This window comes from Paenibacillus sp. GbtcB18, from assembly GCF_019091125.1.
Lineage (GTDB): Bacteria > Bacillota > Bacilli > Paenibacillales > NBRC-103111 > Paenibacillus_F > Paenibacillus_F chitinolyticus.
Map to the genome: position 1 here is coordinate 519,361 of NZ_JAGXJX010000003.1, position 16,051 is coordinate 535,411.

General features: G+C 55.5%; 13 protein-coding genes. 3 read left to right on the forward strand and 10 right to left on the reverse strand.

The features are described from left to right. Window positions 1-344 precede the first annotated feature (344 nt). Both KVT34_RS12610 and KVT34_RS12615 read left to right on the forward strand, forming a co-directional pair. The gene (locus KVT34_RS12610) at window positions 345-614 is read left to right on the forward strand and encodes a helix-hairpin-helix domain-containing protein (RefSeq protein ID WP_217559001.1); all 270 of its coding nucleotides are present in this window, start codon (window positions 345-347) and stop codon (window positions 612-614) included. 58 nt (window positions 615-672) lie between these two features. Next, window positions 673-1,386, forward strand: coding sequence for a TioE family transcriptional regulator (locus KVT34_RS12615; RefSeq protein ID WP_217559004.1), 714 nt, complete (start codon window positions 673-675; stop codon window positions 1,384-1,386). Between the two features lie 72 nt (window positions 1,387-1,458). Here KVT34_RS12615 and KVT34_RS12620 read toward each other — a convergent pair whose 3' ends face one another. Further along, window positions 1,459-3,987 (reverse strand): DUF4855 domain-containing protein, encoded by a 2,529-nt coding sequence (locus KVT34_RS12620; protein ID WP_217559006.1) that lies wholly within the window; start codon window positions 3,985-3,987, stop codon window positions 1,459-1,461. Window positions 3,988-4,446: 459 nt separating this feature from the next. On the opposite strand from KVT34_RS12620, the gene KVT34_RS12625 reads away from it, so the two are divergent. After that, window positions 4,447-5,517, forward strand: a complete 1,071-nt coding sequence (locus KVT34_RS12625; RefSeq protein ID WP_217559008.1) for a YncE family protein — start codon at window positions 4,447-4,449, stop codon at window positions 5,515-5,517. A gap of 174 nt (window positions 5,518-5,691) precedes the next feature. Here KVT34_RS12625 and KVT34_RS12630 read toward each other — a convergent pair whose 3' ends face one another. From KVT34_RS12630 to KVT34_RS12670, 9 genes are all read right to left on the reverse strand, one after another. Continuing rightward, window positions 5,692-6,741, reverse strand: a complete 1,050-nt coding sequence (locus tag KVT34_RS12630; RefSeq protein WP_217559010.1) for a lytic polysaccharide monooxygenase — start codon at window positions 6,739-6,741, stop codon at window positions 5,692-5,694. A 566-nt stretch (window positions 6,742-7,307) separates the two neighbouring features. Further along, window positions 7,308-8,921 (reverse strand): basic secretory protein-like protein, encoded by a 1,614-nt coding sequence (locus KVT34_RS12635; RefSeq protein ID WP_217559012.1) that lies wholly within the window; start codon window positions 8,919-8,921, stop codon window positions 7,308-7,310. Between the two features lie 225 nt (window positions 8,922-9,146). Then, complete coding sequence (locus KVT34_RS12640; RefSeq protein ID WP_217559015.1) at window positions 9,147-10,505, reverse strand: LLM class flavin-dependent oxidoreductase; 1,359 nt, start codon at window positions 10,503-10,505, stop codon at window positions 9,147-9,149. 34 nt (window positions 10,506-10,539) lie between these two features. Further along, on the reverse strand, window positions 10,540-11,412 hold the full coding sequence (locus tag KVT34_RS12645) for an ABC transporter permease (RefSeq protein WP_217559017.1): 873 nt from the start codon (window positions 11,410-11,412) through the stop codon (window positions 10,540-10,542). A gap of 2 nt (window positions 11,413-11,414) precedes the next feature. Then, entirely contained in the window at window positions 11,415-12,272 is an 858-nt protein-coding gene (locus KVT34_RS12650; protein ID WP_217559019.1) for an ABC transporter permease, read from the reverse strand. A 23-nt stretch (window positions 12,273-12,295) separates the two neighbouring features. Beyond that, entirely contained in the window at window positions 12,296-13,315 is a 1,020-nt protein-coding gene (locus KVT34_RS12655; protein WP_217559022.1) for an aliphatic sulfonate ABC transporter substrate-binding protein, read from the reverse strand. 298 nt (window positions 13,316-13,613) lie between these two features. Continuing rightward, a complete protein-coding gene (locus tag KVT34_RS12660) occupies window positions 13,614-14,210 on the reverse strand; it encodes a TetR/AcrR family transcriptional regulator (protein ID WP_217559023.1) in 597 nt (198 codons plus the stop codon). 169 nt (window positions 14,211-14,379) lie between these two features. Beyond that, a complete protein-coding gene (locus tag KVT34_RS12665; protein WP_217559024.1) occupies window positions 14,380-15,267 on the reverse strand; it encodes a transporter substrate-binding domain-containing protein in 888 nt (295 codons plus the stop codon). Next, window positions 15,264-16,031 carry an amino acid ABC transporter ATP-binding protein gene (locus KVT34_RS12670; RefSeq protein WP_217559025.1) on the reverse strand — a complete coding sequence of 256 codons (768 nt, stop codon included), beginning with the start codon at window positions 16,029-16,031 and terminating at the stop codon, window positions 15,264-15,266. The genes KVT34_RS12665 and KVT34_RS12670 overlap by 4 nt, the downstream gene beginning before the upstream one ends. Window positions 16,032-16,051: the final 20 nt, after the last annotated feature.

Sequence of the window (16,051 nt, forward strand, 5' to 3'; positions counted from 1 at the left end):
GCGCGCATCAGCCCTACATGCAGTGCTCCACCTGGGGGTTAAAGGTCTCGGAGGCTCTACGGGTCGGTACTGACCGGCCCCTCCGGGGACACCTTCTGGATAGTATTCATGTCTCCCGAGACCGGCCCCGCTGTAGCTCACATTCCAATACCCTTGCTTTGTTTGGTATGATTGAAGTGTACCTTACGGACTTCTCCATCGGGATGCCGTGACTTAACATGAGCTATCTTTTTTAAGGTCCGCAATTCCTAAGAAAAAACATCATCGGCCCCGTGGTATAGTAAGCATAGCTTCTACCGCACCCGTGTTAAGACATCCACTATTTACGGAGAGGAGATACTTTCATGTCCACTAACCTTCCTGATCAGTCGAATAAAAAAGCGGCGGCGTCCGGACCGGAATCCGATTTTCCCGCAGGCTTGTCCAAGCCCGCTCTCCGCGCGCTTGCCGGAGCCGGCTTTCTGCGGCTTGAGCAGCTTGCCCGGGTCACCGAGAAAGAGCTTCTGCAGCTCCACGGTATGGGCCCCAAAGGGATCAAAACGCTGCGCCCCGCTCTGGAGGCCAAGGGTCTGTCTTTCGCCTCAGAGTCCGGAGCATCCGGAAAATCATCCTAAACGTCGTCCTAAACAAGCATTGCAACCGCCGCTTTCCGCGCGGAGAAAGGCCCGAGACATGGAGTACTACAAGCCCATCGACATTGCCCGAAAATTGCACATCAGCACGAGCGCCTTGCGGCATTACGAATCGTGGGGCGTCGTTCCGGCGCCGGACCGGGCCGCGAACGGGTACCGCCTGTATACGAGGATGCATCTGGCGTATTTCCGCTGTCTGCGCGCCATGTTCCCCGCCTTCGGCGTCGGACTTAGCTGCGATGTGCTTCGCCATATCCAGCGCGGCGATATGGACGGCGCGTTCTGGCTCGTCAGCCATGAGCAGTCCGTCCTCCAGCATGAAAAAGCGGTGGCCGACAAGACACTCGCTCTCCTCCAAGACCCCGAGCTGCCGATCCTGGCCAACAAAAAGCTGAAAAGCGCGATGACCATCGGCGAAGCCGCCTCTCTCACAGGTGTCCAGGATTCTGCCATCCGCCATTGGGAAAAGGAAGGGCTGCTCAAGCCCGGTAGAGATCCGGACAACGGATACCGGATTTTTACGCCTATGCACATCCGGCAGATTCTGCTGATCCGCACGCTGCGCAGAACGGTTTATTTTCTGGACAGAATGAAGGATATCGTACAAGCCGTGGAACACCAGAGCATCGGGAAGGCGAAAAAAGTGACGGAGCAAGCGCTTCATAGCATTCATGAAAGGAACCGGCAGCAGTTCCGGGCTGTCTCTGAGCTCGTCGAGCTTTGCAAAGAAGTCGGGTTAATGGAGCGTGATTGACTGACCGGCTCCCTTTCAATTTTCATACAAAAAAACCGCCCGCTTTCCATGAAGGAAGCGGGCGGTTCGCGGCTACTTCAAGATTTTACTCGCCACGGCAGAGAGATCCTGATTGTTGATTTTACCGTCCTTATTGATGTCCAGGTGCTTGATCTGCTCCCAGTCCGGACTTTGTTTCGTTTTGCCGTACGGAGCCGCCACCATGGCCAGGTCACCGACGCTCACTTTGCCGTCACCGTTATAATCGCCCGGAACCGATCCCGGGGTTTGTACCGTCAAAGACGAAGGCGCGGCCTCCGCTTCTTTTCCTTCGCGGTCACCCATCACCGCGCTCGTGACGGAGACGACTCCTTTGATCGTCTGATTGTCCTTTTTGCTGCGGAAGGTCAATTCGAGCAGCTTGGCGGGGCCCGTCACGGCGTGACTGTCACCTTGACTGGCCATCAGCAGCCGGAGCTGTCCCGGCGTTTTTTTGTCGGTTTCAAGCAGGGAGATTCCGTCCAGGACGGGCTTCGCGGACACAAAATCCATAAAGGCGGCGTCATATTCGACTTTAAGATCCTGTGCGTATACCGCCTGCGTTCCTCCGGTCAAGCCGTAGGTGACGGAGAACTTCTCCCCCGCCGGAACCGTTCCGCCGCCTGTCAATACGGTCTGCCAGCCCGTCTGGCCCGCCGCAATCGTCACCGTTACCGTGGCAACGTTGGAATCCGTCTTGCCGTCGCTGGCTTTGAACGTGAACGTATCGGTCCCCGTCTGGCCCTTGCCCGGCGTATACGTGAACGTTCCCTTGGACGCGTCCGTCACTGCGGCATTTCCCTTTGCGCCGTTGCGCACAATGCTGTAAGTCAGCGCATCGCCGTCGTCATCCGTCGCCTGAAGTGTCCCCGAGACGGGCGTATCCGGCGCTGTGCTGAGCGCGCTGTCCGAAGCGACCGGAGCTCCGCCGGCTGCCGGGCCGTTTTTAGTGAACTCGTAAAGCTTGTCGTACAGGCCGCGAATCTCGGGATCGGAGCTTGCCGCCGCTTGGGCCATGACCGGCCCGCTGCCTTTATAATAAGCCTTGAAGGAGTTCCCCTTAAAACCGAACTGCTCGCCCGCATCCAGGTATTCCAAGAATCTCTTGCGGAATACGGCATCGGTCAGCATCCGGTCGTCGAATTCAAGCTCGACGCCCATTCCGAACCGTTTGGCCGTTTCGGCCGCATCCTGCAGGCGGTCTATGTTCAGAGGCTCGAAATAATAGTTCGGCTGGAAAGTGACCGCGTCAAACCCGACATCCTTCCACATGTAGCTTTTGTACGCGAGGAAATGGGGGATCCAGAACGACTTTAGCCCTTTCTCGTGAACGAGACCGTTCGTAAAGCGCAGAAGATCCGGACCCGTGCTGCTCGTTCCCACTTGCTCCTGCAGCCAATAGTAACCGGAAAGCTCCAGATTGGAATAGTGCTTTTCCTCAAACTTGCGGCTGACTTCGTCGATCCACCAGCGGATCACCTTCTGCCGGTTGGCGATGGCTTTATCCTTGCCGACCGCGCTCTCGTTGAAATTCTCGGTGACGCCGTCTCCGTCGATATCGCCGAAATCGGTTGTATATTCGCCCGGATTAGGGATCATCATGACCGTTTTCGTTTTGTGGCCGGGCTGTCCCAGCTTCTGGCCGACTTCCTTCGTCGCTTCGTTGAGCTGATCCAGGTCTCCCTGAGCCGCGAATGTTTTGTCCAGGTACCATTTCCAGTCCGTCAGCAGCGCCCCCCCTTCTCCGAAATCACGTCCTTGTGGAGACTGCAAGCCGAGGACAAGGGCTCCGTCAAAAAACCAGTCGACGGGCTTTCCTTCCTTGTTCACATACCCGATCTCGGGAACCAGTTTTTCCTTTGTCATTTTGACGCCGTCCGAGTAGTACCCGTTGTACAGAAGCGACAGGTTGCGGATTCCGGCCGTGTTTTCACCGGGCTGCATATAGTCGAAAGCTTCCGCAGGCACCTGCTTCGCCCCTTCGATTTTGCCGTCGGCACCCCAAATTTCGATCTCGTCGATAAACTCCCACGCCTTCGGATGCATGGAGAACGCCACTTTAACATAACGGGCGTAGGCCATCTTCGCATCGGAGCCCGCATTCGGAATGCCGTCCTTGCTTCCGTCCCACGTATAGAACTGATCGACCGGCGGGCCGTCCGACCACAAATGCTCCGTCGCTTTATGGGCTACCGTTCCCCAATTCTGCTTATCGTCGGACACATACATGGAAACCGTCAGAGGGAAAAGAACCGCCGATCCCGGCCAATCCTGCAGAAAATGCGCCCGGATCTTGGAAATCGACTTGGCCTCGCCCAGATCGAAGACGATTTCACGGGTCTGCTTATTTAAGCTTCCGACCCAGGACGGGTCCGTCACATTGGCGCTGCCGATCACTCCGTCGGTAAGCTTACCGGAAGGATCCGGATAGTTTGAATGAGGAGCCTCGGACCATTCGTACTTCAAGCCTTTGGCAAGATTGCGCACTTCCGGCTGAGCCTCGGCGCCGTATGCCTGGGGAAGCATCGTAGCCATCATGGCCGCTCCCAGTGCCAGCGATAACCATTTCTTCTTCGAACTCATAATTTCCCTCCTAAAATTGGGTGATATGAAAGCGCCTACAATGTAACCTTAAGAGACACGCCTCTTGAATAAAAGAGATAACTTCCGACTTTTATATACACTTCTTTACTTCGCACTTTCAATTCGTGTATGCTCTGGGTTTTGCACGAAAGGGCTCATGTGACTTTCCGAGCTCTTCCCTTCAGCAGAAATTCAAACGCGGAAACGGCAAAAAAACCGCTTACCGCAGCCTGTCGCAGCCGACTATCCGGCTTGGCCGTTTGAATCGGTCGCTGCTCTCCTCTTGCTTTTTCTTTCCGTGACGGTCTGGTTTTCTCCACTTTGTTAGCCATTGAAATGCAGTCAAGCCATGGGCAAAAAACACGTTAAATTAAACCTCACATGGGCAGGCGCATAAGCAACTGTCTCGATTTTGAATAAAGTGTCGTAGTTCCCAATAGAAAGGCAGGACTGCGATCCATGTCGAAAGCAACCCTTATCCAAAGAAAAACACCACCGAAAGTCATTGCTACGATTCCTTTAAATTCTCCCCTCCATGTCGCCATCAATCCCAACACGAACCGGGTGTTCGTCACCCGGAGCTTGGATGCACTGGCGGTAATCAACGGACTTACCAATCGTGTCATTAAAACCATACCTATCGAAAACGCACCGAATCGCCTGGTGGTCAATGCCCGAAAAAACCGTGTTCACACGTTAAACACGGGGGTAACAGCGAATCCCACGGGAATTACCGCAAGCGTGAGTCTCGTGAACGGCGCGACGAACCGGCTGGTATCGACCGTTGACGTCGGCAAGGATGGAGCTGCTATCGCCTTGAACGCCGTAACCGGCCGGGTATATGCCGTCAACGCGGGCAGCAACTCCGTCACCGTGATCAACGGGCGCACCAACCGGGTCGTCACAACCGTTAAAGTAGGCGACACGCCGTTCAATGCGGCTGTCAATCCGTTCACCAACCGGATCTTTGTGTCCAACAACAGCGCCGGCACGGTTTCCGTCATCAACGGAGCCACCAATAAAGTAATCGCTACCGTTAAAGTGGGCACAGGACCGGATACCATCGCGATTAATCCCCTGACCAACCGGATCTTTGTCGCGAATACGAACAGCAGCACCGTTTCGGTCATTAACGGAAAAACAAATAAAGTCATTAAAACAATCCGTGTGGGCGCATTTCCTGCCGACATCAAAGTCAACGTAAGAACCGGCCGGATCTTCACCGCAAATTCGTCCGGCAATACGGTTTCCGTCATCAGCGAAAGAAAACTGGCGGTTATCGACACGATCAAGGTCGGAAGCCAGCCTTCCGTTATCGGTATCGATACAAAGAAGAACCGCATTTTCGTCGTTAACGCTTCTCTGAAATTATCGAGAGGAACCGTTTCGGTCATCAACGGTTGCAGTAACAAGGTCATTGCCACCCTTAAGGTCGGCGCCCAGCCGTCGGATCTCAGCGTCAATTCCAAAACGGGCCGGGTGTATGTAACCAACAGCGCCGGTGACAGCGTTTCAGTTATCCGGTCGTAATCCGCCCGCAAAGTTAATACCGCCGGACCCGCAGCCGGCAGGATTAAGGAAGCCCAGCCTCATTCATTCAAATGAACGGCCGGGCTTCTCTATCCTCTAACAGTGCGGGAAGAATAAAAAGATGACCCCCGAATATTCGGAGGTCATCCCGAGACTAAAGGTCAGCGGCGGCTGTTATGGAATCACTTTCCATACGCTGGAGTTGCTGCCGGGTGTTTCGCCCTGCGTCCACCATTTGGCTTCATAGTTGACGCCGTTGTACGTCACCTTGCTTCCGCCCGTATAAGCGGTGGAAGCGTTCCAAGCCGGATAAGTCGTACCGGCGATTGTCGTGAAGTTGACGGTGTTGCTGGCGGCCGATACATTGCCCGCAGCGTCAACGGCTTTGACCGTGATGGCGTAGGCCGTATTGGCCGTCAGACCCGTCAGGTTGTAGCTGAGCGCTCCGCTGGTGGTGCCGATTTGAGTGGAACCATTGAAGATCCGGTAGCCGGCGACACCGACATTGTCGGAGGATGCCGTCCAGGATACGGTTGCGCTTGTAGCGGCAACATTCGAAGCCGTCAGGCCGGCCGGCGCCGTCGGAGCTGTCGTGTCCGGAGTTCCCGGAGATCCGCCGAAGTTCACGTCGATTACGTTGTAGAAAGCGTTGGCCGTATCGGCGATTTCCCAAACGGCAAGGATGACTTGATAGCCCGTTCTGCTTGGAACGTTACACGTGTCGGAGTACGAACCGGAAGGTTGTCCCTTGTACGGTACGTTGCAAAATGGCGTCAGGTCGAAGGAAGCGCGGCTCAAAGGCGCATTGGGGTTCCAGTCCTGCTTCGTAATGTAGTATTTCCAAGCGGACGTCGCATGCGGAACTTTCAGCGTCCAGTTGAAAGTCGTCGGGCCCGGGCTGAGGTTAACTTTGGTCCAGCGGGTAGACGACTGCTCGTCCAGCGGTGCGAACAGGCCGTTCGCGCTTGCGATTTTACCGTCGGCGGGTCCTGCGGCAGGGAAGCCTTTAAGCGCTTCGAGGCTGTAAGGCTCGTAAATAATTAAGCCGCAATTTTTGTTCACTCCGCTGGCGCAAAGAGCGGCGCGGCTGGACGGGTTACTGACATACCCGTGGGCGGAAGCTTTATTTTCCATCAGAAGAAGCATCGCGATGGACAGCATGAGCATAATGGCTCCGGCCGCAAGCATCTTGATCATCCCTTGATAGGGCAAACGAATGGTCACTATAAATTCCTCCTTTTAATAGGCAATGAAAATGAAAGCGTTTTAACAACTTCCGGCGCTAAGGCCGGGTATAGCATTAGGGATAAGCGGGCAGCGGCAAAGATGATTCCTGCGGATACCCCTGCATCCTCCTCCTTTCACGGGATCGCGGCCTGGCCCCAAACTAAGCCGACGGCCTCTTTCCTCTTCGCGGCAGCGTGCGTAAGCGATTTCAAAAACCGCCGTATAGTGAGCTGCATGGCCACAGCCACCCGGATAGAATATGGAATCCGGCACACATGCCGAAAATACAACTCATATTATACCTCATATTACAAATTATACAAGAACATGATGCAAATGTTTCTTTTCTTTTTAAGGAGACATAATAGCGGTTATTTTCTCCTCATGTGAGCAGCGGTACGTCCAGCCTAGCCATCCAGAAAGCTTAAAAACCGGGAGTCTCTCTCCCCACGCCCCACGCTCTTCATGGCTGTTGTGAGCTGAGCCTCTCCTGGTTCCTCGAAAAAAGAAAGGCTGCCGGTTTGAAGTTCCCGGCAGCCTTTACCTGTGAATATCTTCGGCGATTAGTTAGGGAGTGACGCCTGATACTCGGTCCAAAGCGTATTAACGTTCGTGCCCGTAAGCTCCTGGATTTTGCCTTCTGTCCAGTCCTGTCCGTCGAACGGGGTCAGACTTGCATTCAGCTGGCGGACAAATCCGGGCTTTTTCGTGTCTTCGACCCAGCGGAAGAAATTACCCGTCGTGCCGTAACCGTCCTGCCACGTTCCGCCCTTGGTCATGTTGTAACGGTCATGATAGCCGACTGTGAAGCGGATCGTATCCGCCAGACCCTCGACCATGTAGCTGAGACCGCCGACGTTTTTGTCGGCATACCGGTTGTCGTCGAACTGGTAGCAGTGAGTCAGTTCATGGTATAGGACGCCGAGAATTTCGTCACGCACCGACTTGTTCGGCATGTCTGCGATGTCCCGCAAAAACCGGGAGCTGAAGCCGACCGTTTTCTGGATGTGGTCGCCCGACGCCCATGCCACTCCGGGAACGTCTTCGATCGTGACCTTGATTTTCTGCACACCCTGAGACTCGCTCGGATTGTTGTACAGCAGTTCATTTACTTTGCGCACGATAACCCGGATATCGTCGGTCGCGTTAGGCAGCGCCTGGTCGAACAGTTGGCCGTTGCCTGCGGCGTCAAGATTTTGGACCTCGATGACCGGGTCCACCGCATGCCACATATCATCCTTACGTGAGAATTCGACTTCACCGAGCTGTAGGATGCCCCCGCTGTGATTGGTAATATTGTTCAGCCGGTAGTATTGGTAAGCGGTGTTGTTGCCGTTCAGGACGTAATGATTCCGCTGATGCCGGAGTCTGAACGATTCATCGCTCTTGGAATCCAGGTTCGTCCATGTGGCATTATCGTTGGACCCCTGGAGCACCCAGCTTTTGGGATCGCGTTCGGAAAAGTTGTTGGCGGCCGAAAGCGCGTAGCCGTCGATTGTGACCGGTTTGCCGAAATCGAACTTCAGCCAGCCCGTGGAACTGAATGTCAGCCATTTGGTCACACTGGTTCCGTCCACCAGATTATCTTTGCCTTCGTTAGGCGTATTTTCACCGCTGGCCGTCACGGTCGGCTTAATCGTGGTCCAGGTATCGACGGAGCCGTCGAATAACTTGATTTCCGAGATCTGGAGGATTCCCCCCGAATGGTTTGTAATACTGTCGAGTTTAAAATATTTAAAAGAGGACGCGTTCGTTAACGGGTAGGATTTTGTCTGATGGCGGTATGTAAAATCTTCATTTTGCCGGGTATCGAGTACGGTCCACGTCGATCCGTCATTGGAGCCTTTGAGCACCCAGCTTTTCGGGTCTCTTTCGGGAAAATCTTCAGCGGCCGTAATCGTATAAGAGGTAACCGTCTTCGCGGTGTCAAGTTTGACTTGAATCCAGCCTGTGGAACTGAACGTAAGCCATTTTGAATAAAGAGACTGGTCGAATGCGCTTTCCTTGGTCTGGGTCGGCGCATATTCGCCGCTTGCCGTTACGGAGCCTCCCGCCGCCACATTTTTGGGGGTAGTGGTAGACGTCGTTTGAGCCGCCTCTGCCGTAGGAACGCCAAAACCGCCGATCAAACTCAGTCCCAGAAAAGCCGCTGCCGTCAGGTAAGTCAATTTTTTCATGATTTTCTCCCATCCTTCTCTCTCGTTTTGGCCCAAGCGAAATCCAAAGTTTTCCGCTTGGATTCTTCTTCATTTTAGCAGAAACATGCAATTTTTATCTATTGAGGTTTTTTATGCTTTTTCTGGATGAACCTGATTTTATGCCAATTAAAAAGCCGTTTCCCGCAATAGGAAACGGCTTGCAGGGAGGATCGCCGCCCAATCCGCCGGAAACCGGCTCACCCCCTACCCGTTCGCGCCGACCTCCGCCGCACCGCGTCTGCTGAAATGCCCGGCTTCCGCCCGTTCCAGGCCCAAGTGATCCCGCAGCGTGGTTCCGCTGTATTCCGTACGGAAAAGGCCTCTGCGCTGCAAAATCGGAACCACCTCGTCGGTAAACGTCTCAAGGTCTCCCGGCAGGACCGGCCCCATGACATTGAACCCGTCGCATGCTTTCTCCTGGAACCACTGTTCCATGAGATCCGCAAGGTGCTCCGGTGTGCCGACGAATTGCAAGTGTCCCCGGGCGCCCAAAATTCTCTGCCCCAGCTCCCGGATCGACAGCCCCTCGGACCGGGCGGTATCCATAATAAGCTGGACGCGGCTTTTCATCCCGTTGGACTTCTCCACCGGATCGGGAATATCGGGCAGCGGTCCGTCCGGCGGGTAAGCCGACAGATCGTGGCTGACCATGCCGGAAAGGGCCGTAACGGCCAGCTCGGTCGGGATAAGATCCGTCAGCTCCCGCTCTTTGCGCCGGGCTTCCTCCACCGTCGATCCTAGAATCGGCGATATCCCCGGCATAATTTTGAGGCTGCCCGGCTTTCTTCCCGCTCCGGACAGCCTGCCGTTGACGGCGGCATAGAACGCTTTGGCCGCCTCCAGCGACTGCTGCGCGGTGAATATCACCTCGCCGTAACGGGAAGCGAACTCCTGTCCCTGCGGGGACGAGCCCGCCTGGATCAGGACCGGATTCCCCTGGGGAGGGCGGGGAACGTTCAGCGGCCCTTTGCTGGAGAACCATTTTCCCCGGTAATCGACCGTCTTCACCTTGCCGGGGTCGGCATAAATACCCGCTTCCCGGTCCAGCACTAGCGCGTCATCCTCCCAGCTGTCCCACAGCCGGGTGACCGCTTCGACGAATTCCTCGGCCATCTCGTAGCGGAGCGCATGATCGGGGTGCTTCGGCAGACCGTAGTTGTGGGCTTCGATATCAAGCTGGGAGGTCACGATGTTCCAGCCCGCCCTCCCCTTGCTGATATAATCGAGCGACGCGAACTTGCGGGCCACATTATAAGGATGATTGTAGGTCGTGGATACGGTGGCGGTAAGGCCGATCCGTTTCGTCACGGCGGCCAGGGCCGACAGCAGCGTTATCGGGTCCAGCATGCCCGAGGCCGCCATATCCACATGCTGCACATACAACAAGTCCGCGAAAAAAATCATGTCGAACTTGCCGCGTTCGGCCGTTTCGGCAATGGAGCGGTACAGGTCGAAGTCGTACATCCCCTCCACCCCGGATTCCGGGTGGCGCCAGCCCGCATGATGATGGCCGGCATAATAAATGAAAGCTCCCAGATGGAGCTGGTCCGTGCGTTTAGACATCCGCATTCAACCTCCTCTAATTCAAATGTTACGCTCAACCCTTGAACGTGTCCCTCCAGCCCAGCCAGCGTTTCTCCAAAGCGCGTACCGCGAGGTCCGATAAAGAACCGACGCACGCGAACAGGATAATCCCGACGAATACGATATCCGTATTCGAATACGTCCGGGCATCCTCGATCATGTATCCGATGCCCGCGCTCGTTCCCATCAGTTCGGCAAAAACGAGTACGAGCCACGAAACGCCCATGGCCAGACGCAGACCGAGCAAAATGTGAGGCAGCGCGGACGGGATAATGAGTTTCCTCAGCTGCTGACTGCGCGAATACCGCAAAATGCGGGTCACCTCGTAAAGCTTGGAATCCACACCCCGGATTCCCGTGAACGTATTGAGGTAGACCGGGAAAAAAGCGGCCAGCGAAATCATCAGAATTTTGCTGAATTCCCCGATTCCGAACCACAGAATAAACAGCGGTATCAGCGCCAGCAGCGGAACCGTCCTCAGCATCTGAAGCGATGGGTCCAGCGTCCGTTCGATCATTTTGCCGATTCCGGTGGACAGCCCGGTCAGAAGTCCGGCAAGCGCCCCAAGCGCAAAACCGCTTGCGGCCCGGACGAAGCTGACGCCGATATGCCGCAGCAGCTCGCCGCTCAGACCCAGCTCGGCGAAGCGCCGGACAATGTCTGAAGGCGTCGGCAGCTGCTCCTTGCCGACCAGCCCGCTCATACCGGCCGCCTGCCATACCGCCAGCAGGACGAACGGGACAAGCAGGCCGTGCGTCCAGGACGGGAACACTCCGAGCCAGCCTAAGTCTTTGGCCGTCCTGCCGTAGAGGTTCGGAGCCGTTTTGCCCGAAACCGTTTGGCCGGAGCCTTTTACGGATACGGATACGGATACGGATTTCCCCATGCTTATCCTCCCTCCCCACGGAAGCTGTCTCTCCAGCGAAGCAGCCTGCGCTCGGCCAGCAGTACGAGCGAATCGGACAGCTTGCCCATCACCGCGAACACGACAATACCGACGAACATAACCGTCGTGAGCGACATGGACCGGGCATCGTTGATCATAAAACCGATGCCGGTGCTGGAGCCCATCATCTCGGCGACGACCAGCCCAAGCCATGCGACGCCGAGCGACAGCCGGGTGCCGAGCAGGATGCTGGGCAGAGATGCGGGCATAATCAGCTTGGCGATCATCTGAAAACGGCTGAACTCAAGCACCCTGGCCACGTCGAACCATTTGTTGTCCACCGAGCGTATGCCCAGGAAGGTTTGAATATACAGCGGGAAAAAAGACCCTTTCGCAATCAGAAGAAGCTTGGATTCCTCCCCGAAGCCGAACCAGAGAATGAACAGCGGCGCGATTGCCAAATGCGGCAGCGTGCGCAGCATCTGGAGCATGGGATTCAGCAGTCTTTCCGCTTTATACGAAAATCCGACCCACAACCCGGCCGTAAGTCCGAGGCTCCCTCCCAGCAAAAAGCTCGCCAGCACTCTCAAGGCCGAGACTCCGAGATTTCGGAACAGCTCCCCGCTGAGCAGCATCGCCCCGAATTCGCCGAGTATATCGGCCGGGGTCGGCAGCAGGATGGGATTCAGCCACCCGGCGGAACCGGCGATCTGCCATCCTGCAAGCAGACTGAGGGGAAGCAAAATTCCGGTAAGCCGGTTAACCGCAAGAAGAGATTTCTTTCGTGATTTTCCGGCCCCAGTCGTACTGCCGAACCGTTTGCCGTCCGTAAGTTTGTTTCGGGTACTCGCCGAAAGCATGTGCAGCGCCTCTCTTTCGGATCTTATTTGACCGCGGAGGCCGCTTTAAGAGCCTCTTCGATAAACGTGTTGTTGATGGCGTCGGCCACTTTGATCTTCTTGCGGATCGTTCCCGCCGACTCCTGAAAATCGGCTGTTTTCTGCAGCTCCGCAGCCGTTGCCTCACTGACCGGAATATTGATCGATTTCGAACGTGTCAGCATGCCCCCGACGACCGCTTCCGGTATTTTGTAATCCGCCGCATACCGTTTCAGAACTTCCGCGGAGTTCTGTTCTTCCCACAGCCTCGTCTTCTCTAGAACGGACAAATAGACGGTGGCGAGTTCCGGGTATTTATCCGCAATCTCTTTGCGCACAATGACGAAGGACGGGGCCAGAACACCCAAAGTCTCCCCTTCGGCCAGCACTTTTCCTTTTCCCGTCAACGTGTTGACGGTTATATACGGGTCCCACGTCGCCCAGGCGTCAACCTTGCCGGAGTCGAAGGCGGGCTGCGCTTCGTTCGGCTGCAGCTGGATGACCTGAACGTCCGCGGGATTAACTCCGGCATCGTGCAATCCCCGGGTCAGCAGATTGTAAGCGTTGCTGCCTTTCGTAACGGCAACCTTCTTGCCCTTCAAATCCCGGATATCCTTGAGCGAGCTGTCCGCCGGAACGATTATGGCCGTATTCCGCTTGCCGTCGAGTATCTGGGAAATGATTTCGAACTTGATCCCGGCCGATTGGGCGGCGATGACCGGCATATTGCCGAGGGAAGCGAAATCCAGTTTGTCCGAGGCCATCGCTTCCGTCATGGGCGGACCGCTTTGAAATTCCGCCCATTCGACTTTTACGCCGAGCGGTTCGTAGGCTTGCTCGAACCATTTCTCTTCCCTCGCTTTGGCGTACATGCCCCCGCTTCCCTGGACGCCCAGCTTAAGGGTAAGCCCCTTATAATCGGGCTTGCCTCCGTTCGGGGAAGGCGCCGTTTCGCCATTTTTGGCGCAGCCGGCCGCGATCAGAGCCGTTGCAAGCAGAAGCAGCGCCGTTGTCCGTATTTTCATAGTCGTATCTCTCCTCCGTATGTATTTCAAATTTAAGCCCGATAATAAACCAACTAAACAGATCACCTTAATTGATTTTAAGAAATAAAAAATGGCCGCAGGGCTAAAGCAGGTTCGTTCCCCGCTTGTTTGCCTACCGCCAATCTCCAGTCGTCTGGTCGAATGCGTTAAAAGATCTGGGTTTGAATTCGGTTTTCGTTTCACAACCTGAATTTTGATTCGGTTTGTTACCAGCATTCTATCAAGCTGAAAAGAAGATTGTCAACAACTTTTTCCTATCGGACAAATCGGAATTGCATCAAGCTTCAAAAAACCGGATCAGCGCGTCCGTCTCAATGGATACGGGAATTTCATAACCCGGCGCCCTCTGCAGGGTAAGACCTTGAATCAGGCTCACATAATAAAAAGCGAGCTGCAGCGGATCGCCGGCCCTAATATCCCCTCGGCCTTGTCCATCCTTCATAATGCGCGCGATCGGCTGAAGATTGGCCGTAAACCGGTCCGTAACGGCCTGTCTGATCTCCGCCGGGACGGTTTCGGTCGTCCGTGCGCTCTGCAGCATGATGGTGTAGGCCCAATTGATCGGATTGGCAAGCCAGCCCGCGGCGAATTCGTGCAGCTTAACCAGCGGCGGCATCGTTTGCTCGGCGGCAAGCTCCGCCGCTCTCTTACCGTAATCGAGCTGTCCGCGCTTTAACACGTCGGCGAAAATCTCGTCTTTGGAGCTGAAATAATTGTACATCGTGCCGATGCTGATGCCGGCCGCCTTTGCGATATCGCTGATGCTCGCGGCACCGAATCCTTTTGACGAAATGACTGTTATGGCGGCGTCCAGAATGAGCTGAATCCGTTCTTCTCTGACGCGTAAATCCCGTTCCGCATTTCTCGGCGACACCCGGTTCCCCCCTTACGGACTGCTTCGTGTTTATTGGCTTCCCTGCGTCTATGATAATCAACCCGACCTCAAAAGCCAAGTGCAGCGGAACGCACGGGCTCATCGGACGTTAAAAAAAGCATCCCTTCTCCCGGGTCCGGAAGAGGGGGATGCTTTGCACTTGCGCCGCTTACAGCTTGCCGCCTTCTGTAATGACGTCGTTCGGATCGGTACTTGCGCCGAGCTCCTCTTTTACGTACTTGTCGTAAAGCTTCAGAAGAAACTTCTCCTGCCCGAGCGTTTCCAGCTCCTTGTTCACCCAATCCCGGAGCTCGGTATTCCCTTTCTTGACCGCCGGAGCGATCGGCGCTTCTTTCTCCAGCTTCTCCGGGATAAGCGTGAAGCCGGGGTTCTGGCGGGACCAGGCGAACAGAACGAAATTATCCTGCGCATAGCCGTCTCCGCGCCCGTCTTTCAGCGCTTGCAGCGATTCGGTATTTCTTTCGTACTTCACCAGCTCTATGTCCGGGCGGTTTTTCGTCAAGAAAAGATCGGCGGTCGTCCCCTTCGTGACGATGATTTTTTTGCCCTTCAGATCGGCCAGCGTCTTGAGTCCGCTTTTCTCGGACACGAGTACCTGCGTCGCGACTTTCATCGTCGGATTCGTAAAATCGACCGCTTCCTTGCGCTCGTCGGTCACCGTCATATTCGCCACAATGAGATCCACCTTATCGCTTTGCAGAAACGGGATGCGGCTGGCGGGCTCGACCGTCACGAACTCGATCTTCGATTCGTCTCCAAGCAAGTCCTTCGCGAAACGTTTGGCCAGATCGCTGTCGAAGCCGATCTTATTCCCTTTGTCGTCGGTAAAGCCGAACGGGGGCTTGTCCGTGAATACGCCTACGATCAGCTTGCCCCGGTCTTTGATTTTCTGGATGCTTCCTCCGCCGCTCTCTCCGGCCGATGCGGGTTTGGCTCCGCTTCCCGCGGCGTCTTTCGGATCTTTGACGGCTCCGCAAGCGGCCAATACGCCCGCAAGCAGAAGAACCGCCGCCCATATGGCGATCGTTTTTCTCATGTTTCTTCTCTCCCTTTTCCCGTCTCCATTTCGAAAAACTGATTCAAAAATTGTTTCGCGCGGCCGCTTTGGGGGCTGGCGAAAAACGTATCCGGCGATGCGATTTCGCAAATTTCGCCCCCGTCCATAAAAACGATCCGGTCGGCAACCGCCCGGGCGAATCTCATCTCGTGGGTCACGATCAGCATGGTCATGCCCTCCCGGGCCAAGTCCAGCATCACCTCCAGCACTTCTTTCACCATCTCGGGATCGAGCGCCGCCGTGACTTCGTCGAACAACATCACCTCGGGCCGCATGCAAAGCGCCCGGACGATGGCGATCCGCTGCTGCTGGCCGCCCGATAGCTGTCGGGGATAAGCGTTCTTTTTATCCAGCAGGCCAACGCGCGACAGCAGCTTCTCCGCATCCGCGACCGCTTCGCGCCGGCTCCGTTTTTGTACTTTTAGCGGTCCCAGCAAAATGTTATCGAGCACCGTCATATGCGGGAACAGATGATAGCTCTGAAAAACCATGCCGATTTTCTGCCGGGTTACCCGCCAAGGCACTTTCCCGGCGTTCAGGTCTTCCCCTTTGAACAAAAGGGTGCCTCCCTCTATCGGTTCGAGCCCGTTCAAACACCGGAGCAGCGTGCTTTTGCCGCATCCGCTGGGGCCCAGAATGACGACAACCTCTCCGGGTGCCACGTCCAGATCAATCCGCTTGAGCACACGGTGCCCGTCGAACGATTTCTCCACTTGTCTAAGCTGCAGAAGCGCTTCCCCCATAAGAACCTCCTTTCCGGCCG